General features: G+C 43.6%; 14 protein-coding genes. 6 read left to right on the top strand and 8 right to left on the bottom strand.

Annotated elements, in window-relative coordinates; translation table 11 throughout:
• Window positions 1-1,104: 1,104 nt before the first annotated feature.
• The 5 genes from B050_RS0102220 (at window position 1,105) to B050_RS0102200 (ending at window position 12,006) form a co-directional block, all read left to right on the top strand.
• Window positions 1,105-4,272, top strand: coding sequence for a SusC/RagA family TonB-linked outer membrane protein (locus B050_RS0102220; protein WP_018472244.1), 3,168 nt, complete (start codon window positions 1,105-1,107; stop codon window positions 4,270-4,272).
• A gap of 12 nt (window positions 4,273-4,284) precedes the next feature.
• Window positions 4,285-5,745: a RagB/SusD family nutrient uptake outer membrane protein gene (locus tag B050_RS0102215; protein WP_018472243.1), complete on the top strand. Its 1,461-nt coding sequence runs from the start codon at window positions 4,285-4,287 to the stop codon at window positions 5,743-5,745.
• Between the two features lie 229 nt (window positions 5,746-5,974).
• Window positions 5,975-6,979 carry a radical SAM/SPASM domain-containing protein gene (locus tag B050_RS0102210; RefSeq protein WP_018472242.1) on the top strand — a complete coding sequence of 335 codons (1,005 nt, stop codon included), beginning with the start codon at window positions 5,975-5,977 and terminating at the stop codon, window positions 6,977-6,979.
• A gap of 380 nt (window positions 6,980-7,359) precedes the next feature.
• Window positions 7,360-10,527: a SusC/RagA family TonB-linked outer membrane protein gene (locus B050_RS0102205; protein WP_018472241.1), complete on the top strand. Its 3,168-nt coding sequence runs from the start codon at window positions 7,360-7,362 to the stop codon at window positions 10,525-10,527.
• A gap of 12 nt (window positions 10,528-10,539) precedes the next feature.
• Window positions 10,540-12,006, top strand: coding sequence for a RagB/SusD family nutrient uptake outer membrane protein (locus tag B050_RS0102200; protein WP_018472240.1), 1,467 nt, complete (start codon window positions 10,540-10,542; stop codon window positions 12,004-12,006).
• 299 nt (window positions 12,007-12,305) lie between these two features.
• On the opposite strand, the gene B050_RS0102195 is transcribed toward B050_RS0102200, so the two are convergent.
• The 4 genes from B050_RS0102195 to B050_RS0102180 all read right to left on the bottom strand — a co-directional run bounded on the left by B050_RS0102195 (window position 12,306) and on the right by B050_RS0102180 (window position 16,202).
• The gene (locus tag B050_RS0102195; protein WP_018472239.1) at window positions 12,306-13,799 is read right to left on the bottom strand and encodes a sodium:solute symporter; all 1,494 of its coding nucleotides are present in this window, start codon (window positions 13,797-13,799) and stop codon (window positions 12,306-12,308) included.
• A gap of 79 nt (window positions 13,800-13,878) precedes the next feature.
• Window positions 13,879-14,808 carry a dihydrodipicolinate synthase family protein gene (locus B050_RS0102190; RefSeq protein WP_018472238.1) on the bottom strand — a complete coding sequence of 310 codons (930 nt, stop codon included), beginning with the start codon at window positions 14,806-14,808 and terminating at the stop codon, window positions 13,879-13,881.
• A 283-nt stretch (window positions 14,809-15,091) separates the two neighbouring features.
• Window positions 15,092-15,697: a hypothetical protein gene (locus tag B050_RS0102185; RefSeq protein WP_018472237.1), complete on the bottom strand. Its 606-nt coding sequence runs from the start codon at window positions 15,695-15,697 to the stop codon at window positions 15,092-15,094.
• A 4-nt stretch (window positions 15,698-15,701) separates the two neighbouring features.
• Complete coding sequence (locus B050_RS0102180; RefSeq protein WP_018472236.1) at window positions 15,702-16,202, bottom strand: RNA polymerase sigma factor; 501 nt, start codon at window positions 16,200-16,202, stop codon at window positions 15,702-15,704.
• Window positions 16,203-16,939: 737 nt separating this feature from the next.
• On the opposite strand from B050_RS0102180, the gene B050_RS0102175 reads away from it, so the two are divergent.
• Complete coding sequence (locus tag B050_RS0102175) at window positions 16,940-17,494, top strand: LOG family protein (RefSeq protein ID WP_018472235.1); 555 nt, start codon at window positions 16,940-16,942, stop codon at window positions 17,492-17,494.
• Window positions 17,495-17,620: 126 nt separating this feature from the next.
• Here the strand turns inward: B050_RS0102175 and B050_RS0102170 are convergent, their stop codons facing one another.
• The 4 genes from B050_RS0102170 to B050_RS0102150 form a co-directional block, all read right to left on the bottom strand.
• Window positions 17,621-18,106 carry a GAF domain-containing protein gene (locus B050_RS0102170; protein WP_018472234.1) on the bottom strand — a complete coding sequence of 162 codons (486 nt, stop codon included), beginning with the start codon at window positions 18,104-18,106 and terminating at the stop codon, window positions 17,621-17,623.
• Between the two features lie 39 nt (window positions 18,107-18,145).
• The gene (gene ribD, locus B050_RS0102165; protein WP_018472233.1) at window positions 18,146-19,171 is read right to left on the bottom strand and encodes a bifunctional diaminohydroxyphosphoribosylaminopyrimidine deaminase/5-amino-6-(5-phosphoribosylamino)uracil reductase RibD; all 1,026 of its coding nucleotides are present in this window, start codon (window positions 19,169-19,171) and stop codon (window positions 18,146-18,148) included.
• A gap of 11 nt (window positions 19,172-19,182) precedes the next feature.
• Complete coding sequence (locus tag B050_RS0102160; protein WP_018472232.1) at window positions 19,183-19,995, bottom strand: DUF4382 domain-containing protein; 813 nt, start codon at window positions 19,993-19,995, stop codon at window positions 19,183-19,185.
• A 582-nt stretch (window positions 19,996-20,577) separates the two neighbouring features.
• Window positions 20,578-21,636, bottom strand: a complete 1,059-nt coding sequence (locus B050_RS0102150) for a carbohydrate-binding family 9-like protein (RefSeq protein WP_018472229.1) — start codon at window positions 21,634-21,636, stop codon at window positions 20,578-20,580.
• Window positions 21,637-21,793 lie beyond the last annotated feature (157 nt).

Below are 21,793 nucleotides of genomic sequence, written 5' to 3'. Positions count from 1 at the left end.
TATGCTAAAGTAGATAGAGGTAAATCAACCGTATAAACCGGTGTCGATTTTCGGCATCGGTTTTTTTTGTTCTGAGGACATATAAATACCCATTTTTACGCAAACCTAAAGATGGATTTTCGACAAAAGTTGAAATGATGGAGAGCTTGAGCGTAGTCTTTGGATGACTTTCGAATCTGCCTTGCAAAAACTGGGAATAGGAGAATCACTTATACTTCCACTTGACGAAATACAGAGTGGATCATCAGGGTTTATAATATATGGGGGGCTCGGGAAATCTGCTGACCTTCAAAAAATTTACAGAAGTGGAGGCGGTAATCACTTTTATAGTTCCAATGCTAAGGGTGATTTCTGAAAATCTCTTTTATTCTATAGAGAAAACGTGATGTTTTTTAAAGTAAAATAAATTTTATATATATAATAATGATTTTTACATTAATAATAAAGATTTAGTGAGCGGTAAAAATAACCTAAGAAACTAGGAGTTGCGTATCTGACTTGCTTAAGGGTATAAATTGTGTTTCATCATTTTGTGTGTGAATCTATAATTTTGGAACCTATTCAATTTTAATTTTAGTAATTTTTTATCTTTTTTTTATGGAAATTTTTTAGCTGTCAATTAGCCTTCAAGGATTATTGCTTTGAGCCTGCTTACCATTATATTTGAAGCAGATTTATATAGGAGCTCATTTTTTTGAGGAAAGGCTTATTAAGAATATTAATGACATTTTTAAGGAAAATTTTACTTATAATAAATAGGTAGACTAATTTTCAGAATTTAATTTTCATTCACCCATTCCATTATAAAGCTGTATTTATATGCTGTAACCAGAGAAAGTCTTCAATTCACCTTAATATTCTGCGGGGAAATGGGTGGATTTTTGGTTCTATTTTATCCTGAATATTTAAGGTTTTCCTGCAGGTTGTGGCTTGGATTAGGAAGGCTGTTTTTTTGAATGTTGAAAATAATGCCTATAATAATTTATGTTAATTTATCATAAAATAGCCTCACCAAGTAATGTTTATGATAATATAGGTAAAAGACACCATTTCAGAGGAATGTCTTGCTGAATTAAAAAATTATTTAATCCTAAAATTAATAATATGAAGGGAAGTTTACTAAGTATTGTGTTGTTGCTCTTTGCTTTTTCTGCTGCTTGGGCCCAGAGCCAGAAGGTAACAGGAAGAGTGATATCCAAGGAAGAGCCGCAGGGATTACCGGGAGTAAATGTTCTGGTAAAGGGAACCACAGTCGGGGTTGTGACAGACTTGGATGGTAATTATTCTATAGCAGTGCCAGAGGGCCAGACGACGATTGTTTTTAGTTTTATAGGCTATAGCTCGGAGACTATCGCTATAGGCAACCAATCCACGATCAATGTGACGATGGTTCCTGATACCCAAAATCTGGACGAGGTCATCGTGATCGCCTATGGCACTACCCATAAGGATACTTTTGGTGGCTCAGCACTGGCCATAAAGGATACCGAAATAACCAATCGAGCCGTAAGTAGCGTCACTAATGTCCTGGAAGGACAGGCGGCGGGTGTGTTTACCACTTCTGCCAGTGGGCAGCCAGGGTTTAGTCCTGAAGTACGGATTCGTGGTGTGGGCTCAGTAAATGCTTCCCAAAGTCCGCTATATGTGGTCGATGGGGTTCCATATGATGGTGATATATCCAATATCGCACCTAATGATATTGCCGACTTGACGGTACTTAAGGATGCTTCCTCCTCTGCACTGTATGGGGCAAGGGCTGCCAATGGTGTCATCATGATCACCACCAAGAAAGGGAAAAAGGATAATTCCACTTTCAATCTCAACGTGAGACAGGGGGTGTCTTCAAGGGCTCTTCCGGAATATGGTCGTGTCAATGCTGATCAATATTATCCATTACAGTGGGAATCTCTCAAAAATGGTATCATGTCTTCCAGCAACGAAAACGAGGTCGATGCCAGTCAATATGCTACGGAGAATCTAATCCAAGTGCTAAATTATAATGTCTATAATATCCCCGATAATGAAGTAGTGGGGATAGATGGAAAACTAAACCCTCTGGCAGTTAATAATTTTCAAGGCCTTGACTGGTTTGATGATGTGACGCGGTCTGGTGGAAGAGGAGAATATATAATGAGCTATTCCGGTGGCTCAGAGGCGACGGATTTCTATACCAGTGTTAGTTACCTGAAAGAAGAGGGTTTCGTTTTAAAATCCGACCTGGAGCGTATTACTGGCCGTATTAATGTCAATACTCAAGCCACAGACTGGCTAAAAACAGGGGTAAATCTCTCCGCCACCATGATAGATGGTAATTATGCCTCTACCACTTCAAGCAATGGTATCGTAAATCCCTTCTACTTTGCCAGAAATATGGGGCCGATTTTTCCTGTTTATCTTCAAAATCAACAAACCGGAGGATTTATTCTGGATGAGAATGGCCAAAAGATTTTTGATACGGGAGATCGCACAGATTTGGGATCTGTCTTCCGTCCATCTGGCGCTAACTCGGGCCGACACACCATCCAGGAGGCAATACTCAACGAGGATATTACAGATGAGGATATCATAAGTGCACGTGCCTATGCTGAGGTGAGTTTTTTGAAGGATTTTAAGTTTAAAACCAATATCTCTACAGACATCACTTCTTATTTAGGGATGATCTATCAAAATCGTGTGGTGGGAGATGGCGCACCAGGAGGATTGATGGAGCGGTTGAATATCCGAAAAAACTCTACCACCTTCAATCAGATCCTGAGCTATGCAAATACCTTTGAAGGCAAGCATTATCTGGAAGGATTGATGGCGCATGAAAGCTATAGCTATAAGTATAACCGGCAGCATGTGATTAAATCAGGGCAGATATTAGATGGTAATGTGGAGCCTGATAATTTCGTCACTGTAAACTCTGCCTCTGGTCGTGTGGATACCGATAGAATAGAATCTTATTTCTCTCGATTTAATTATGTCTATGATGAAAAATACTCCCTGTCTGCCTCCATACGAACAGATGGATCTTCCAGATTTTATAAAGATGTACGCTGGGGACTGTTTTGGTCTGTTGCCGGGGCTTGGAGTATCGATAAGGAGAATTTTTTCAACCTTGATTATTTCCAAATGATCAAATTAAGAATGAGTTATGGAGAGGTCGGAAATAATGGGGTGCAATATTCCAATGGGAGTCAAAACTACTACCCTTGGCAGGCTTTATATGGTCTAAACTATAATAATGCTAACGAGGCAGGTACTTTTCAGGAAAGCCTGGCTTCTAAAGGCCTATTATGGGAGGCCAATAAAACATTTGATGTAGGGGTGGATTTTGCCTTTGGCAATAAGTTTTCTGGTACCCTGGAGTATTATTATCGTATATCTGATAATCTACTCTTCGAGGTGCCATTGTCCTTAACTACGGGTTTTAGCAGTATTCCTGCTAATCTCGGCGCCATGTCAAACTCTGGTATAGAGTTCCAATTACAAGGGGATGTCCTCCGCAAAAAAGATTTTTCGTGGAATGTAAACCTCAATATTTCCACCTTTAAGAATGAATTTAAGGAGCTGCCATTTGATGAACTTATCAATGGAAGTAAAAAACTAGTGGTGGGTGGATCTATTTATGACTACTGGCTGCGAGACTGGAGGGGGGTGGATCCCGAAACTGGCCAAGGGCTATACACCGCTGACAATTACTATGATGAAAACGGGAAAATTAATGATAATCTGAAAATTATAGGACAGGATACCCTGACTACAAGCCAGAATAATGCCCGATACCATAGTGCTGGAACCGCAATACCAGATTTCTCAGGCGGAATAAGCAATACCTTTACGTATAAGAAATTCTCTTTGAGTGTATTGACTAGTTTCTCTGTGGGTGGCTTGATCTATGACAATGTTTATAGCTCACTGATGGGCGCTTCTCCTGAGGGCTCCGCCTTACATGAGGATATCTTAAACCGTTGGCAAAAACCTGGTGATATCACCGAAGTACCGAAAATGGATAGCAATAATGCCTCCGACTCCGATGCCGCTTCTGATCGATGGTTGATAAATAGGTCTTACCTGAACCTAAGGTCTGTAAATCTAAGCTATACTCTTCCAGCGAGTCTGCTGGAGAGGGTGCAGGTATCACAGGCCAGCATTTATGTGGCGGGAGAAAATTTGGGTTGGGCATCAAAGAGGAAAGGGATGTTTGTTTCGCAAGGATTCAACGGGGTCACTTCTAATACCTATACTCCTGCAAGGACATTTACACTTGGTTTAAACGTTAGCTTCTAAAAGAATCTTCTCATGAAAAAATCACTATATATATTACTTGTGCTGACCTTGATGATGGGCTGTGAACCTAATTTTTTGGATACACAGCCTACCGATGCGGTGTCAGCAGATCAGATTTTCCTAACTACTGAAAATGCACTGACGTCCTTGAATGGAATCCACCGCGCTTTGAACCTCCAATTTGGCCACCAAGGGCAAGGGGGCGAAGGAGCGGCTATGATTATCCGTGATATGCTTGGCGAAGATCTGGTAAATACCTCCCTGGGGAATGGCTTTTATATTTCCGTCTATCGATGGAATACTAATGTCAGTGAAACATCCTCAGATGTTCAATTCATTTGGGAATATTACTATTCCATAATTAGTAATGCTAATATGATCATCGCAAATATAGACAATGCCTCGGGTCCAAAGGCAGATATAGATGTGATCAAGGGCCAGGCTCTGGCCTATCGTGCCTGGGCTCACCTGAACCTCGTGCAATTCTATGGCAAACGCTATGATGCTGCTGGGAGTAATAGCCAGCTGGGAGTCCCAATAGTACTGGAGCCTATACTCGTGGGTGGCCCACGGAATACCGTGGAGGAAGTCTATGCCCGGGTGCATGAGGACCTTGAGAAGGCGAGCAAACTACTGAATGAGGATCGATATGCCAAATCCCATTTAAATATCAATGTGGTCAATGGGATCAAAGCGAGAGCGTACCTAAGCCAAGGGAAATTTGCAGAAGCGGCTTCCTTTGCCAATCTAGCTCGTAATGGCTATACCATTATGAATGAAACAGAGCTCTTTGAGGGGTTTAATAATGTCGATAATCCGGAGTGGATCTGGGGTTTTGATCAAATAGACCTTCAGACCACTTACTTTACCTCCTATTTCGCTTATATGTCCTTAAATTTTAGTTCTACCAATATCCGTTCTAATCCCAAGGCCATTTTTAGTCTCCTTTATGATAAAATGACTGATACAGACCTGAGAAGAGGATTGTGGGATCCTACAGGAACTACTTTCGAGCCTCCTTCAAATAGATTTGTGAAAAAACCCTATATGAATAGGAAGTTTCTTGCGCAAGGTGAATCGAGTTCTGTGGGTGATGTACCCTATATGAGAGCTTCCGAAATGGTCTTGATAGAAGCTGAAGCCATGGCCAGATCAGGAAATAACAGCAAGGCAGCAGAAGTACTCTACGAATTGGCTCATGCCAGAGACCCTAAATACCTCCTGAGCACTAATACGGGCCAGCTGCTTATAGAAGAAATAATGGTCCAGCGTCGTGTCGAACTCTGGGGAGAGGGATTCCGGTTCTTTGACCTGAAGCGGCTTAACCTTCCTCTGGATAGGACTGGCGGCAATCATGTGAGCACCGTATTAGAAAACAACTATAAGCGGGATGCAGGTAGTAATGAATGGCAGTGGAAGATTCCTTTGGATGAAATCAATGCCAACGATAAAATAATACAAAACCCCTCCTGATTATAATGTATCAACGACCTAGGCAAACAGCTTAGGTCGTTTTTTTTTGAATTCATAATTGAGCACATTTTTCCTGGGATCCTAAAAACGCTCAATAAGTGCTGATTTCATTTTGAGATTTCCTTGCTTCCATATAGTTTTTTTGAAATTTGCTGATGAGTGGATTATAACTAATTTTGATGAGCTGGAATAAGACTATTCCTGAGCGAGCGAGATAGAGAGATAGTTCATGAAAAGCAAAGTGGTTTTAGGTATTCAGTTTTTTAAGTATTTGTCCTGGGCCAAGGTTAGGAATGCTGTCAGCTTATATCTCTCTTTTTGGAAAGCTCAATGGTTCCGAAAGCCTCTTATTCAGGGTTTACCTGCGGCTTTGTCAATAGAGCCTACCACGGGCTGCAATCTACGGTGTCCCGAATGTCCTTCTGGCCTGAGGAGTTTTTCCCGTCCCACAGGGATGCTGGATACAGCACTTTACCAAAAGATCATTCAGGAAGTATCCCCCCATTTGGCCTATTTGCACCTGTATTTTCAAGGCGAACCCTTCTTGCATCCTCAGTTTTTGGAACTGGTAAAATACGCTGATCAGCATAAGATCTTTACTGCCACCTCTACCAATGCGCATTTCCTCAATGAAAAGACTGTGCCCCAGGTATTAGATTCAGGCCTTAAGCAGCTGATCGTATCGGTGGATGGGGCTACGCAGGAGGTGTATGAAAATTATCGGATTGGAGGAAAGCTGGATCGGGTGCTTGCGGGTATTGATCTACTGATCAAAAGCCGGCGGGCGCGTCATCAACATTTTCCTCAAGTTATATTTCAGTTTTTGGTGACTGGCCAGAATGAGCATGAGCTATCTAAAATCAAGTCTCTGGCCAAATCTCTCGGGGTGGATGAGCTGCAGCTGAAGACCGCTCAAATCTATAATTATGAAAATGGCTCCCCGCTGATCCCCAGCGACCTCCGATATTCCCGCTATCTGCCTGATGGCATGGGAAAGTGGAAGCTCAAAAAAGAGCTTAGAGATAAATGTTGGAGGATGTGGCAAGGAGCGGTAATCACCTGGGATGGGGATGTGCTTCCCTGCTGCTATGATAAGGATGGAAAATACACCATGGGTAATATTGGAATAACGCGATTGGCGGAAATATGGAAAAATGTAAAGTATGGGTCTTTTAGAAACCAGATTTTCCTAGATAGATCAGAAATTGATATTTGTAAGAACTGTATGGAGTAGAGTATTTGATTTTTGTTTGTGTAAAATTGTTTTCATGGTATTTTTTTTAACCAAGTCATAATTGTCCAAATGTCTTAGAGATTAAAAGCATAAAATCCTCTAAAAATCAAATGATGCCTAATTTTTGTCCATAGATGAGGGCTTAGGAATCATATAAGTTCTGAAAATTTATCACCTTCGATTCATTTCATTTGGTAAAAATAAAGGGTGAATAGGTAATTTTTCAGAAAATATAGGTAAACCAACGTATTTTAATGTTAAAAATTCTTAACATTGCAAGCAAATGAATGTTTATCGGTTTTATTTACCATAAAACTAGAATATAAGTTATTCGTGATGAATGTTCTTTTTCCAATTTTATTACTCAAATAAATAACTTTATGAGGAAAAGTTTACTAAGTTTAATCTTAGTGCTCTTGACCATTTCTGCTACTTGGGCCCAAGGTCGCAAGGTAACAGGGAAGGTAGTTTCGCAAGAAGAGCCTAATGGATTGCCAGGCGTGAATGTCTTGGTAAAGGGTACTACAGTCGGTGCCATCACCGACCTAGACGGTATGTATTCTATTACGGTCCCAGAGGGCCAGAATACATTAGTTTTTAGTTTTATTGGTTATTCCAGTTTCGAATCAAAGATCGGAAACCAATCTACAGTAAATGTGACCTTGTCGCCAGATACCCAAAATCTGGATGAGGTCATCGTAGTGGCTTATGGTTCTGCCGAGAAAGGCAATTTTGCAGGTTCTGCAATTGCCATCAAAGAAGCCAGTATTGCCAATCGTCCCATCAACAGTGTAACAAATGTACTGGAAGGTCAGGCGGCTGGTGTAATAACCACCTCTGCTAGTGGCCAGCCAGGAGAGAGTCCCACCATCCGTATCCGAGGAATCGGCTCTGTAAATGCTTCCCAAAATCCACTATATGTGGTGGATGGTGTGCCTTATGATGGTGATATCTCTAACCTTAATCCTAAGGACATTGCAGATGTGACGGTATTGAAGGATGCTTCCTCTTCAGCTCTTTATGGAGCCAGAGCCGCCAACGGTGTGATCATGATCACTACCAAAAAAGGCGGTAAAAATAAGCCAACCTTTAATATAAGTATTCGTCAAGGGGTGTCTTCCAGAGCACTTCCTGAATATGACCGTGTCAATGCAGACGAATATTATCCGCTGACTTGGGAGTCTCTGAAATTTGGTCAGATGACTAACTCTAATATGGCAGAAAATGCCGCTAGCCAATATGCTTCGGAAAACCTTATTCCTGTGCTGAAATATAATGTGTATGACGTCCCTAACAACGAAGTAGTGGGTGTGGATGGTATGCTAAACTCTGGTGCAGTAAATAACTTTACCGACCTTGATTGGTTCGACGCAGTGACCCGTAGCGGTGGTAGAGGCGAGTACAATATGTCTTATTCAGGCGGTACAGATAGAACTGACTACTATACTAGTATTGGTTATCTAAATGAAAAAGGCTTTGTAATCAAGTCTGATATGGAGCGATTTACTGGTCGTATCAATGTGAATACGCAAGCTACAGACTGGTTCAAGACAGGTATCAACCTTTCCGCTACCATGACTGAAGGCAATAACGCCGCTACTTCAGGAAATTCTAGTTATGTAAACCCGTTTTTCTTTGCTAGAAATATGGGCCCTATCTATCCAGTATATCTTCAAAACCAGCAAACTGGTGGATATATCCTGGATGCCAACGGACAAAAAATATATGATACCGGAGATATGACCAATCTAGGTTCTGTATTCCGTGGTTCTGGTGGATCTCCTGGACGTCACGTGGTGCAGGAAACTAAGCTAAACGAAAACTTCTATGACAGAGATGTCATCAGTGCTAGGGCTTATGCTGAGATAGATTTTCTCAAAAACTTTAAGTTCAGATCCAATATCTCTACAGATATGATCTCTTATCTAGGTGTGGGCTATGATAACCCTATCGTGGGTGACGGCGCTCCATCTGGAAGAACAGACCGTCTGAATACGCGAAGAAATTCCATGACCTTCAACCAGATTTTGAGCTATGCTAATACCATCAATATCAAGCATTACTTTGAAGGATTGGTGGCGCACGAAAACTATGACCTGAAGATCAACCGTCAGGAAATCGCTAAGCAAGGGCAGATCCTTGATGGAAATATCGAGCCTGGTAACTTCGTGACAGTAAACTCTGCGGATGGTAGAGTGGATTCTTATCGTATCGAGTCTTACTTCTCTCGCTTCAACTATGTATATGATGATAAGTATTCCTTGTCAGCGTCCATCAGAAGAGATGGTTCATCCAGGTTCTTTGAGGACGTAAGATGGGGTACTTTCTGGTCTGTGGCCGGTGCGTGGAATATCGAAAAAGAGGCCTTCTTCAATGCAGACTTCTTTGATATGTTGAAATTACGAGCCAGTTATGGTGAGGTAGGTAATGACGGCCTTTTGGATGATGCTGGTAGCCCTGATTACTATCCTTGGCAGGCCTTATATGATCTGGATTATAATAATGCCAATGAGCCTGGTATCCTTCAGGGAAGCTTGTCAGCTACTGAATTATTATGGGAGTCAAATAATACCTTCGATATCGGAATTGACTTTGCTTTTGCAAAAAGATTCACTGGTACCTTGGAATATTATTATAGAGTTTCTGAAAACCTACTGTTTGACGTACCGCTTTCTTTGACTACCGGTATCGAAAGTACCCCAGTCAATGTGGGTACCATGTCTAATACCGGTATCGAACTTCAACTTCAAGGTGACATCATCCGTAATCAGGACTTCACTTGGAATGCCAACCTGAACGTCTCCACCTTCAAAAATGAGTTTAAGAAATTGCCATTTGAGGAGCAGGTAGTTGGAACTAAGAAGTTGGTAGTTGGTGGATCCATTTATGACTATTGGTTGAGAGACTGGAGAGGCGTGGATCCTGAGACGGGCTATGGCATGTACACAGCCGTGGAAAAGCTTACCACTGAAGGTTCATTACGTGATGATGTAATCATTCAGGGTCAGGATACTTTGACCACTACCCTGTCAAATGCCGCCTACCATTCGGCAGGTACTGCTATCCCGGACTTTACTGGCGGTTTGAGCAATACCTTTACCTATAAGAATATCTCCCTAAGTATATTGACCAGCTTCTCTGTGGGCGGCGATATATATGATGGTGTATATGCAAGTATGATGACCTCATCACCTGATGGCTCTTCATTGCATAAAGATATCCTAAATAGATGGGAGACGGCTGGTGATATCACCAATGTACCACGTATGGATAATATTCAAGGACAGCAATCAAACGGCGGTTCAGACCGTTGGTTGATCGATAGATCTTATTTGAACCTGCGATCAATAAACCTTAGCTATATCCTTCCTGCCAATCTGCTGAAAAAGGTGGATGCTTCTCAAGCATCGATCTATGTGGCTGGGGAGAACTTGGGATGGCTGTCTAAAAGAAAAGGAATGTTCGTTTCTGAAAGTTTCAACGGAACGACCTCCAATACTTATACACCAGCTAAAACCTTCACCTTAGGTTTAAATGTAAGCTTCTAAACCAGAATTAACATGAAAAAGATATTTTATAAAATACTAAGTCTGGTTGTCCTGGTAAATATGAGCTGTGCCTCAGATTACCTTGACACCAAGCCTACGGATGCGGTGTCTGAGACTTCGGTCTTTACCACCACCAAGAATGCCATGACGGCCCTAAACGGGATTCACCGTACCATGTTTGAGCGATATGACTCTCAAGGTCAGCCAGCAGAAAGTGGTGTGATGATCATGCGAGATATGATGGGAGAAGATTTGGTAAACACAGCTGTGGGAAATGGCTGGTTTATTTCCATCGCTAGCTGGCAGAGACACATCATTGAAACTGCTTCTGATGTACGCTTTGTATGGAGATTTTACTATAAAGTAATGGGCAATGCCAATATGATCATCGCAAATATCGATGGTGCTGAAGGCCCTCAGGAAGAAAAAGACGAGATCAAAGGACAGGCCCTGGCCTATCGTGCCTGGGCTCACTTTAACTTGGTACAGATGTTTGCGGAGCGCTATGCGCCCAATACTACCAATACTCAGCTAGGTGTACCTATCGTTCTTGATCCCATCACTGAAGGTGGTCCCCGTAATACTGTAGAAGAGGTATATACCCAAATACATGCGGATCTGGATCAGGCGATTTCTTTATTGACAGAAGATCGTAATGCCAAGTCTCACTTGAATATCAATGTCGCTAGAGGAATAAAAGCCCGTGTTTATCTTACCCAAGGTAAATATGCCGAAGCTGCTCCTCTTGCTGCACAAGCTCGTGATGGCTTTGACCTGATGAATGAGACACAATTGTTTGAAGGATTCAATAATGTGAATAATCCGGAGTGGATCTGGGGTTCTGCTCAGATCGATATTCAGACCACGTACTTTGCCTCCTTCTTTGCTTATATGTCGCTGAACTTCAGCTCTACCAATATTCGTGGCAATCCTAAGGCGATCTTCCAGCCTCTATATGACGAGATGTCTGCAACGGATATAAGAAGAGGTCTTTGGGATCCGACTGGACAGGCCTTCGAAATGCCTTCTTCTGCTTTCACTAAGGTGCCTTATATGAACACAAAATTCCTGGCCCAGTCTTCTGGTAGCTCTGTGGGTGATGTGCCTTATATGAGAGCTGCTGAAATGATCTTGCTTCAGGCGGAAGCCTTGGCTAGATCAGGTAATAATGCAGGCGCTGCTCAGGCCCTGTTTGAACTTGCGAGTGCCCGGGATCCAGAATATACCCTAAGCACCAATACCGGTGATGCCTTGATCGAGGAGATCATGATTCAGCGTCGTTTGGAACTATGGGGTGAGGGCTTCCGATTCTATGACCTGAAGCGTCTTAATCTTCCGCTTAATAGAAATGGTGGAAATCACGTAAGCAGCGTCTTGAGTGGTAAATTCACAGAGCCAGCAGGTACCAATAACTGGCAGTGGAGAATTCCTCAGGATGAAATCAATGCAAACCCTGAAATGGAACAAAATCCATCTTAATAGCATATACTTTACAACCTGGCCAAATTGGTCAGGTTGTTTTTTTTTTGCCCTACTGAATTAATATCCTAAACTTACTTTTTTACAGATTTTGGACGGTTTCCCTCTAGTATTTATACCCAAGTTAGGTGGTATAATTTTGCCCGTCAGGGCCTCAGCAGTACGTATGAAAAACCATTTTGGAGCAGTCTCTACAGCAATGGGTAGAGCCGCGATCGCATGATGCATGACCCTCGATGACGGTTGTATCTTTGCTTGGATGTGCTTCTTGTTAATAATTTGGCTTTCCTATTTTAGGTTTATCTGGTTTTACCATTAAGCACTTTGGACAATAAAAACCCCGTGAGGAAGATTACTAAGGTGCCCACCACAATGGTCATATTGGCATGTAGGGGATTTCGAAAGGATATCCATGGACCTTCGCTGATGAATATGGGGGTCAGGCTCATCCATCCGATGACGAGGAGGCCTAGTACCACCCCAATGGCCGCTTCCATTTGTTTTACCCTCCTGGAGAAATAGCCCAAGAGAAATAATCCCAGCACCCCACCGCTAAATACTGAGCTCAGTGCCCACCAAGCATCCAGGGCGCTTTTGACCTCGGTCATGGCAAGTGATACCAGGATGCTTAAGATGCCCATCGCCACAGCGGAAATGGTCAGGACGCGGAAGTTGGTTTTTTGGCTGGAGGTGCGATTGATATATTTCTTATAATGGTCTGTAAGGATCACAGTGGCAGAGCTATTGAGGCTGGTGGAGATGGTGCTCATGCCTGCGGCAAATATAGAAGCGATCAATAAGCCTGTAAGCCCTTTAGGCAGGCCATTTACGATGAAATAAGGGAAAATCTTGTCCGCAGCATCCGCGGTCTGCAGCGAAGCAGGTAATAATTCCGGCATAGCCTGATAATAAGCAAATAGCGCCGTTCCGATAAAAAAGAACAATAAGGATACCGGCACATAAAGGCTGCTCCCAAACCAAGTGGACTTAATCGCCTCCTTTTCGGTCTTGGCACTCATATAGCGCTGCACGTAATTTTGGTCAATGCCGAAATTCTGAAGATTTATGAATAGGCCATAAATCAGGATCACCCAAAATGTGGAGGCTGTAAAGCTGATCCCCATGCTTCCCAAGCTGAACTTACCATGCTCCTGCCCTATGCTGATCACCTGCCCGGGACCTTCAGGCATAGAAAATAATAGGATCAGAAGACAGGTGATGGCCCCAAGGATCAAGACTATTCCCTGAATAGCATCGGTCCAGATGACCGCCTCTATTCCTCCCATGGAAGCATAGATGATCACCGCTATGCCGGTCACAATAATGATCGTAGCAATGTCCCAACCCAGCAGCGCATTCATCGGTAAAGCCAGTAAGTACAGTATCGTGCCCATCCGTGCCAGCTGGGTGAGCAGATAGCAGATGGAGGCATAGGTCCGCGCCCAAGCGCCAAATCGCTCCTCCAAATAGTAATAGGCTGATTCGCTCTTTAGCTCCCGGTACATGGGAACAAAGAACTTCACTGCTATCCACGCTGCTATAGGAATTGACAAGCTGAAGACAAAACTATTCCAATTCCCCAAATAAGCATTGCCCGGAAGGGCTAAGAAACTAATGCTGCTCACAAAGGTCGCAAAAATCGACATCCCTATCGCCCAGGCAGGCAGTTTCCTTCCACCCACCATATAGTCATCTGTTGTCCGGCCTTTCTTAAAATAAAAAGACACACCAAAAAACAGGATGCCGAGCATATAAACCAAAAATATGGCAAGGTCGATCAGGGATAATTGCATGGGCTATTCGGGTTAAATTAAACTGATTATGGCCTCTAATTTTTTGAGAGACTTATTTGCAAGGCTTGAAGGATTCTCTTTAGCGCAGCTGCAGCTGATCCACTCGCTCTTGGATGCGCTGTAGGTTGCAGGCGAGCTTCTCTCGGTCCTCTGCCCTGAATCGGTGCAAGGGGGAGGCCATATAGTCAGAGCAAATACCCATAAGGCTCAGCGCCCCTTTGATCCCTTTCAGATAGCTGGAGCCATAGTGGCCTAAGGAGTAGAGCTGAGAAGATATTTGCATGACCACTGAGTGTAGCTCTTTCACCCTGGTGATATCCCCCGTTTTTGCCGCTTCGTAGAGTTTGGTATAGAGTTTTGGGAACATATTGGCCCCGCCATTCACGCCTCCATCTGCTCCAAGTAAGACCGTCTCTGCCATGATTTCCTCCGGACCCACAAAGAGCGAAAAGTCAGGTTGATCTTTCATCTTATGAACCAGATTATTGAAATAGGCATTATTGGCAGAACTGTCCTTGAGCCCGATGATCTCCTTATAGTTGGAGAGCGTTTTTACCGTATTGGGCTCAATGATGATCTTGGTATGAGAAGGCATATTATAAAGGAATAAGGGCAGTGGAAGCTTCCGTATCAAGTATTCATAATATTCGATCAGCTCAGGCTGGCCTAGATTAAAATAATAGGGGGGAGCGGCCACCACCGCTGCGGCACCTTCCTCCTTGGCTGTATTGGCCAGGCGGATGCTCTCCGTCGCAGCGGTATCTGTAATGCCCACCAGGACGGGCAGCCTTCCATTTACCATTTTGCAAGTGAGCCTCACCAGTTCGTGACGGAGTCTATAAGAAAGACTGGTGGACTCTCCAGTGGTGCCAAGGATAAAAATCCCATGTATCCCGCCTGAAATCATATGGTCCAGCAGCCGCTCTAGTCCTAGAATATCTATCTGGTCTTCCTCTAGCAAAGGCGTAATCATCGGCGGGATGATACCCTGGAATTTTGGCTTATTCATAGTTGTGCTCATGGTATATAATAATACAGTGACAGCGTGGTTTTGGGCCATGCCTAAACCTGCTTATCCGCTATTCTCTTAGTTCTAATCTATTCCCAAACTAAAGACATATTGCCAGAGCACTGTCCTGCACCTTCGGGATACGGTGAGGGATCGTATCCTCCTTTTGCTCCTAAGATCTTTAGGAAGGTGCAGATCGACCACTGGTACGCTTATCCTATCAGGCGTTGGTTAAGGCTAAGAAGATAGTAAATTAAATACCCTATTCATTCGCCCAGCAGCCTTATTCCTTCATTTGGTCCAGTTCGTCTAGAAAGTCCCGGGCTTCTTGCAGCTTTTTGGAGGGAAATCGCTTCAGTATCCACACAATAATGGCGGATATCGGGATGCTTCCCAGCCCTATTTGCCAAAGGAAATTTGGGAATAAGTACATGTCTATTCCCGCCAGACTCTTCGCCAACACGATCAAAAAGGGCGTGGACAATACCGGTATCAATAGCCAAAGCAAGCGTCTATCCAAGGCCTCCAAATATTGCAGCTTCATGACTTTCCGCTGGGCATCGAGCACTGCATCATCCGAATGACTCCCATGATATAGCCATAATTGATAGCCTGCCATGCCCAGACTAAGCAGACTGGCCAATCCCAGGATCAGCGCAGGAATAAAAAACTGCAGGGCATGGAGCTCTTGCTTCATAAAACTCACCAGGAAACACATCCATAAGATATTGCTGATTAGCTCAAAATAGGTGGAGAATTTTTGCTCTTTGAAGCTGGCGCCTACCTTGGAGGTGATGGCCTCATTTATGAGTTTTCGGGATAGCAAATTACTGGATTTTGGCGCTGTGGAATCCTCTTGCCATAGCTGACTTAATTCTCGATATTCCATAATTCTATTGATTTAATGATTCGAAATAGACTTTTAATTGTTCCTTGATACGGAAGATTTTCGTGGAAACCAGGCTGGTGGAGATCCCCATTATCGAGGCGATTTCTTTATTTTTGAAGCCCTCCAGGAGCAGCAGCAACAGGGCCTTATCGGTGGATTTTACCTGATCCATAAATCGGTAGAGCTGCTCGATGCGCTCGTCATTATCTGTTGGGGGGCTGCTGTAAACCGGCCATTCCTGGCGGTAGCTTTCTTCTCCTTCCCTTCTGGATTTCTCTTTTCGAAGGAAGGATATGGAGACGTTTAGGGCGATTCTATAGGTCCAGGTACTAGTGGATTTGCTAGCCTCATACTTAGGAAATGCCCTCCACAGCTGCAGGACAATTTCCTGAATAAGGTCTTTTTGCCCCTCCTGATCATGGCTATAGATGCGCGCCACCTTGCTGATCATGCGCTCATAATGCTCCAGGTATTGCTCAAAATCCCTTTCCAATGGCTGGTTCATAAGTTTTTGGTTTCCAGTTTGGCTTCTTTTACTATTATTATTCGCAGCGGATAGAAAAATGTCACAGGAATATAAAATATATTTTTTAAAGCATGGCTGGACGCATAGCGCTAAATGGATTATCAAGCGATAGCCTGCTTCGCTCTTTTCCGCGTACCTCTGGAAATATTGACTGCCTATCTCTAACTAAGACTCCAAAATATTAAGTGTAAATCTTCCGCTCTTTCCCAGTCCTTTGAGCTGGGGGAGGGGAAATGAATATTTCGTTTTTGCCAAAGAATATCAGGGCAAAAATGAGATTCAGTGTAGAAAATGAGGAAGAAAAAATTGATCTATAATTAAGGGAGATTTGGGTTTTACATCCATCGAAATTTTCTTTAATTTGTTCATACTGACTTACATCCACGCATGTGATTTCAACTTCCTATAATTGACATTTTGGAAGTATGCTTTTTGGTAAGAAATCAATTTTTGCTCAGCAAAGAAAATTGCCGGACTAAGTCTAAGTTCTTAGTTGGAAAAACGCTATAATGGTAGCGAGTTCTTTACCACCTTGGTTTTGTGGGAGTGGGAATAAGTATTCTTACTAATTGTACCCAGAGCCGGAAGCCCCAAAAAGCTATTCCTACAAGAGGAAACCTTTATAAATTCCACTTACTTTACCTGGAATAATTACTCAATAAGTATAAATTTTCGATAGCATAATAATTGCATTCGCCCAAAAAACCTTTTTAGACATGAAAAAAATTACAATTTACTGTGGAGCCAATACTGGCAATAATCCCATCTATAAGGAGGGATCCTTAGCACTGGCGAAGGAGCTTGTTGATCGGGAGCTTGACCTTGTATATGGGGCTGGAAAGGTCGGTTTGATGGGGATTATGGCAGATTATATGCTGACGGCGGGTAGGAATGTATATGGTATTATCCCCCAAAAGCTCGTGGATATAGAAGTGGCCCACCAGGGATGTACCGAGCTGACCGTGGTGGAGACCATGAGAGATCGGAAGTGGCTGATGGCCGAGCGGGGTGATGGATTTGTGGCCATGCCTGGCGGTATTGGGACCTTGGAGGAGCTCTTTGAGGTGATGACGCTAAACCAACTGGCCTATATGAGGAAGCCTCTGGCTTTGTACAATGTAAATGGATATTATGATCAGCTGATAAGCTTCCTGGATTTTTCTCGCCAGGAAGGGTTTATCAAGGACCAGCAGATGGCTCCATTGATCATTAGCGATGATCCCAGAGAGCTAGTGGATGCCATGGCTCGATTTATTACACCTTCAGCCTGAGGTGAGTAAGTGTCCTTCGGCTGGGGCGAGGACCTTTTTGTATCTCAGTTGACGAATGGAATTAACCAAGGAATATTACTTATAGAAGCTTAAGAAGGTCATTTTAACCATGCTAGGTTCATAGCATTAAGCGATGGTTTGTTCGAGAATTTTCATCATTTTCTCAAGGTATTCTTGATCCGTAGGATCAAAATCATCCAGCTGATCACTGTCTATATCTAAGATCAGCAGTACTTCATCCTTATAAAATCCAGGGACAACAATCTCGGACTTGGAGGCAGAGCTGCAGGCGATATGGCCTGGAAAGGCATCCACATCGGGCACCAACTGGGTTTTACCTTGCTCCCAGGCCGTTCCACATACGCCTTTGCCACGATGGATGCGGGTGCAGGCGATGGGGCCTTGGAAGGGACCTAATACCAATACGTCTTCTTTCACGATATAGAATCCCACCCAGAAGAAGCCAAAGGCACCTTTCAGTGCTGCACTTATATTGGCGAGATTGGCCGTCAGATCGGGCTCACCACTGATGAGTGCTTCTATTTGCGGTAAAAGTGCCTCGTATTTTTCAGCCTTGCTCGCTGCCGTCGGAAGGTATAGTGATTCTGCCATTGATGAGTGCCCCTTGGGCCAATTAGTGATTTACGCTTCTTATTGATTTTCGAAAATTTCCAGTCGGTCACCCAAAATATCATAGCTGGTGCTGGCGCTAGGCCTCAGCCTGGGTGCCGGGATGCCTTCGGAAAATTTCCTTTGGCCAGTAAACACCCTTGCCTCGTCCCAAAGTTCATTTTCTATGAATTTATGCAGCAAAAAACTCCCGCCTTCCACTATTAAGCTTTGGATTTTCCGCTGCTGGAGGTCTTTCAGCATTTCGACCAGGGGAAGGTCCTGCGCTAGTTTTACAAAACTTAGATTTTCTTCTTCGCTATTTTTAAGGCTGTTATAGCAAATCGTGGGGATCTGATGATCAAATAAAGATAAGGAAGGTGCTAATCGCAAGCTTCGGTCCAGCACGATCCTGAGCGGATCTTTTCCCTGCCAGTCGCGGACATTCAGGCGTGGATTATCGTATTGGGCGGTGTTGGTGCCCACCATGATGGCGTCCTCCTCTGCCCTCCACTGATGCACCATCTGCCGGCTGGAAGGGTTGGAGATCCATTTGCTATCATAGTTTTTCCGAGCCACAAAGCCATCCACAGTTTGTGCCCATTTCAGAATAATATAGGGACGTTTTTTTTCAATGCTGGTGAAGAACCGTTTATTGAGTTTTCGGGCAGGCTGCTCGAGGATTCCCGTGACCACTTCTATACCGGCATCTTGCAGCATTTTGATGCCCTTTCCGCCCACCAGAGGATTGGTGTCCACGAGGGCGATGATGACTTTCTTTACTTTTTTGGCCACCAAGAGCGCTGCACATGGCGGGGTTTTACCGAAATGAGCGCAGGGTTCCAGTGTGACATATACCGTGGATTCGGGAAGTTTTCCAGGGTCTTTTACTGCTTCGATCGCGTTAGGCTCCGCATGGGGGCCGCCGTACTGGCGGTGATAGCCCTCACCGATGATGGTATCCTGCCAGACGATGACACATCCCACCATGGGATTTGGACTTACCCGTCCTCGCCCAAGTTCTGCCAGCTCCAGTGCTCGCAGCATATATCTTTCGTCTTGGGTCATTATTGGCGGTTTTAGGGTAATATCTCTTCTTGGATTTCTGGCAGTAGGATGGTTTCTATCACCGTTACCGAGTCGATCTTGGCGGTGACTGTAAATAAACTGTCCTGATAGGGGGCTCGGGGATTAATATATATCGCATAGTCTCCCGCCTCCAGGCCGTTGAACAGAAAATTGCCACTGTCATCGGTCAGGGTGGAGATGGAGTCTTCGCCGAGGATAGCGTAGATATAAGGCTGGGCGGCCAGAGGGCTCACCGTACCAGAGATGGCGGCGATCGAGCCCGTCTCGAAACTTCGGATTTTAGGAGAGAATAAATATACCTCCTCTTGGTCGGAGTCAGTGATGGATCTCGCCAAGTCAATGTCCAATACTATATCATAAGAGCGGCCGCCTTCCAGTGTATAGTCCACATCGATGATGTATTCCATCTCGCTCGGGTCTTCCCATACTAGGCTGAGTGGCTCCTCATCGAGCACCAGGTATTGCTCATCTCCGAAGACCAGCTTTATTTGAGTGATTTTGCCCAGGGGCAATTCAGATCTTCCTAATATCAGCTGTGAGCCGTTTACCAATGCACTTATATTGACCACATTACTGAGGGGGATATAGTATAAGGATACCCAGGCATCATCACCACCTCGATTTGAATTTTGCACGAATACTTCCACACGCTTGAGCTCCAGGTACACCTCGTCGAAGTCTCCCGGCGCATCGGTAATATACACATTGACCAAGGACGATTTTTGGTTGGCATCGCCATCCAGACAGGCGCCCAGAGTCACTGAGAGGAGGAGAAATAAGATAAGGTTTTTTACTTTCAGCATCTACTCACATTTATATTATAGCAAAAGTAATGATTTCAAGAAGGATTTCATTTAAATATGGCTGTACAATGTTCATGAATTATAAAAAAGTGCCATTTACAGGATAGTTGATCCTGCTTACCCTATCCTTCTGCCCTATTGCTTCTGCGCTTATCCCCTCCCATATATCCATAAGCCAAAAAAAAAGCCATTAGCAGTTTTGCTAATGGCTTTGCTTTCTTTCAAAGGACTGTAAGAAAAATAATTGGTTTAGTTTCACAGTGATTTTTCCAATAAGCATGCCAAAAATCATCTTTTTACAACCAAAAATCCACAGTTCACCTTACAATTCAATATATTCTAATTTCAAGTCAACATTAAAATCGATTCACTTATTTAGTACAATGTACCTTTTGATTCCTTGGCTGATACGGCCCTGTCGGGCCAAAATAGATTTTAGCACAAGCAATAAATTGTATTTTAGTTATATAAATAAGTCCATTCAGGAATATGCTTAGGATTTAGAATTTTTTCACAACCTTAGCCCATTAGGGTCACCTGGCAATGGCCTCAGTCGGTTTCCAAAGCCTAAGCCCGAGGCCCCTACTTTCTCCAAATTCTAGAGTCTTCTGTGATATACCATTTTTTATCTGGCTGACTGGAGTCGATCGCCATTTTGAAGCGTGTTTGGCTCACCTCGAAGGAGGGATTCCATTTCTTGTATTTGCTTCCACCAGGAAGTTCCTTGAGGCTTGTGGCATAATGACCCTTGGCGGCGAGGTATTCAGCTTGTAGTCCGTATAATTCTCGCAAGGCTTCCTGGATTGGGCTATCTGGATCGGGGGTATATTCTTGATTTCCCCCTACTGGCTGATCCGCAAACTGCAAATAGCCCCAATACTCAGGCAAATGCATATTGATATGGCCTTGAGCTGACCATACCCAGTTGTATTCTGGAAAGGACTTTCCGGTGGCAGGGTTGATCTTCTTTATATATTTTCCATCTTCTACGGCCAGCTGCCATTGGACCCGGCTGAAGTTGATGCGCCATTGCTGACCATCTTTGGGGATGGCGAAGCTGGGGCCACTTTGCGAAAGTGCCTTCCAGGGAATGGCCATCTCCACAGTCCAGCAACTGTCTCTATCGCTAGGGTCGTTTAGTGTTCCAAATAACTGGATGCCTTTCTCAAATCCATTGATATTCCAGCCATTGATCGGCGAGCCGAGATTCCTGTAGGGCTTGGTTAGCATCAGATCCCATTCGGTGCCCAGTGCATTAATCTCCAATTCGTAATAATTGTGGGTATCTCCATCAGGATCGATAAACACCTCAATATCATTTTCATGAAAGATCACCGATTCTCTTTCGGTATAGGTCGCCCAGAGGTCTGATTCCTCCATCCACACTCCTATATATAGGTTTTCATCATCCCACAGCATCTTCAAGCGGGTATCCTGAAGCGGTGCTGGCTTTTTATCGCCTTCGATATCGACGAATAGATTGGACCATTCGGCTTTCTCCCAGTCGGCTTCGTCTAGGAATCCATCCATTTCCAAATCCACATCGGTCCTAAATGCCACATAATGTTGTCGATCTTCTAGGGCTTGACCGTAAGAGGCGGAAATGATAAAGCAGAAAGCGAGAAGTAGGCTGTATTTCATTTTATAATTATTTTCAGAACTATGTAAACTTAATCAAAAATATTGTATAAATAAGTCTTTTTTTAAGGAAAAAGGCAGTATTAGCGCTCCTCGCCCACCTTTTTGGGGTATTGGGAATGGATAATGAGAATGAAAAGGGGACAAAATGTGCGGATAA

This window comes from Echinicola pacifica DSM 19836 (genome assembly GCF_000373245.1).
In the GTDB taxonomy this organism is placed as follows: Bacteria; Bacteroidota; Bacteroidia; order Cytophagales; family Cyclobacteriaceae; genus Echinicola; species Echinicola pacifica.
This window is presented reverse-complemented; position numbering and strand designations above follow the sequence as displayed.

Bases quoted from the DNA above. Each gene is read 5' to 3' on its own strand.
- B050_RS0102215 (WP_018472243.1), top strand. From the start codon at position 4,285: ATGAAAAAATCACTATATATATTACTTGTGCTGACCTTGATGATGGGC.
- ribD (WP_018472233.1), bottom strand. From the start codon at position 19,171: ATGACCCAAGACGAAAGATATATGCTGCGAGCACTGGAGCTGGCAGAA.
- B050_RS0102170 (WP_018472234.1), bottom strand. From the start codon at position 18,106: ATGGCAGAATCACTATACCTTCCGACGGCAGCGAGCAAGGCTGAAAAA.
- B050_RS0102220 (WP_018472244.1), top strand. From the start codon at position 1,105: ATGAAGGGAAGTTTACTAAGTATTGTGTTGTTGCTCTTTGCTTTTTCT.
- B050_RS0102185 (WP_018472237.1), bottom strand. From the start codon at position 15,697: ATGGAATATCGAGAATTAAGTCAGCTATGGCAAGAGGATTCCACAGCG.
- B050_RS0102200 (WP_018472240.1), top strand. From the start codon at position 10,540: ATGAAAAAGATATTTTATAAAATACTAAGTCTGGTTGTCCTGGTAAAT.
- B050_RS0102190 (WP_018472238.1), bottom strand. From the start codon at position 14,808: ATGAATAAGCCAAAATTCCAGGGTATCATCCCGCCGATGATTACGCCT.
- B050_RS0102205 (WP_018472241.1), top strand. From the start codon at position 7,360: ATGAGGAAAAGTTTACTAAGTTTAATCTTAGTGCTCTTGACCATTTCT.
- B050_RS0102150 (WP_018472229.1), bottom strand. From the start codon at position 21,636: ATGAAATACAGCCTACTTCTCGCTTTCTGCTTTATCATTTCCGCCTCT.
- B050_RS0102195 (WP_018472239.1), bottom strand. From the start codon at position 13,799: ATGCAATTATCCCTGATCGACCTTGCCATATTTTTGGTTTATATGCTC.
- B050_RS0102175 (WP_018472235.1), top strand. From the start codon at position 16,940: ATGAAAAAAATTACAATTTACTGTGGAGCCAATACTGGCAATAATCCC.
- B050_RS0102210 (WP_018472242.1), top strand. From the start codon at position 5,975: ATGAAAAGCAAAGTGGTTTTAGGTATTCAGTTTTTTAAGTATTTGTCC.
- B050_RS0102180 (WP_018472236.1), bottom strand. From the start codon at position 16,202: ATGAACCAGCCATTGGAAAGGGATTTTGAGCAATACCTGGAGCATTAT.
- B050_RS0102160 (WP_018472232.1), bottom strand. From the start codon at position 19,995: ATGCTGAAAGTAAAAAACCTTATCTTATTTCTCCTCCTCTCAGTGACT.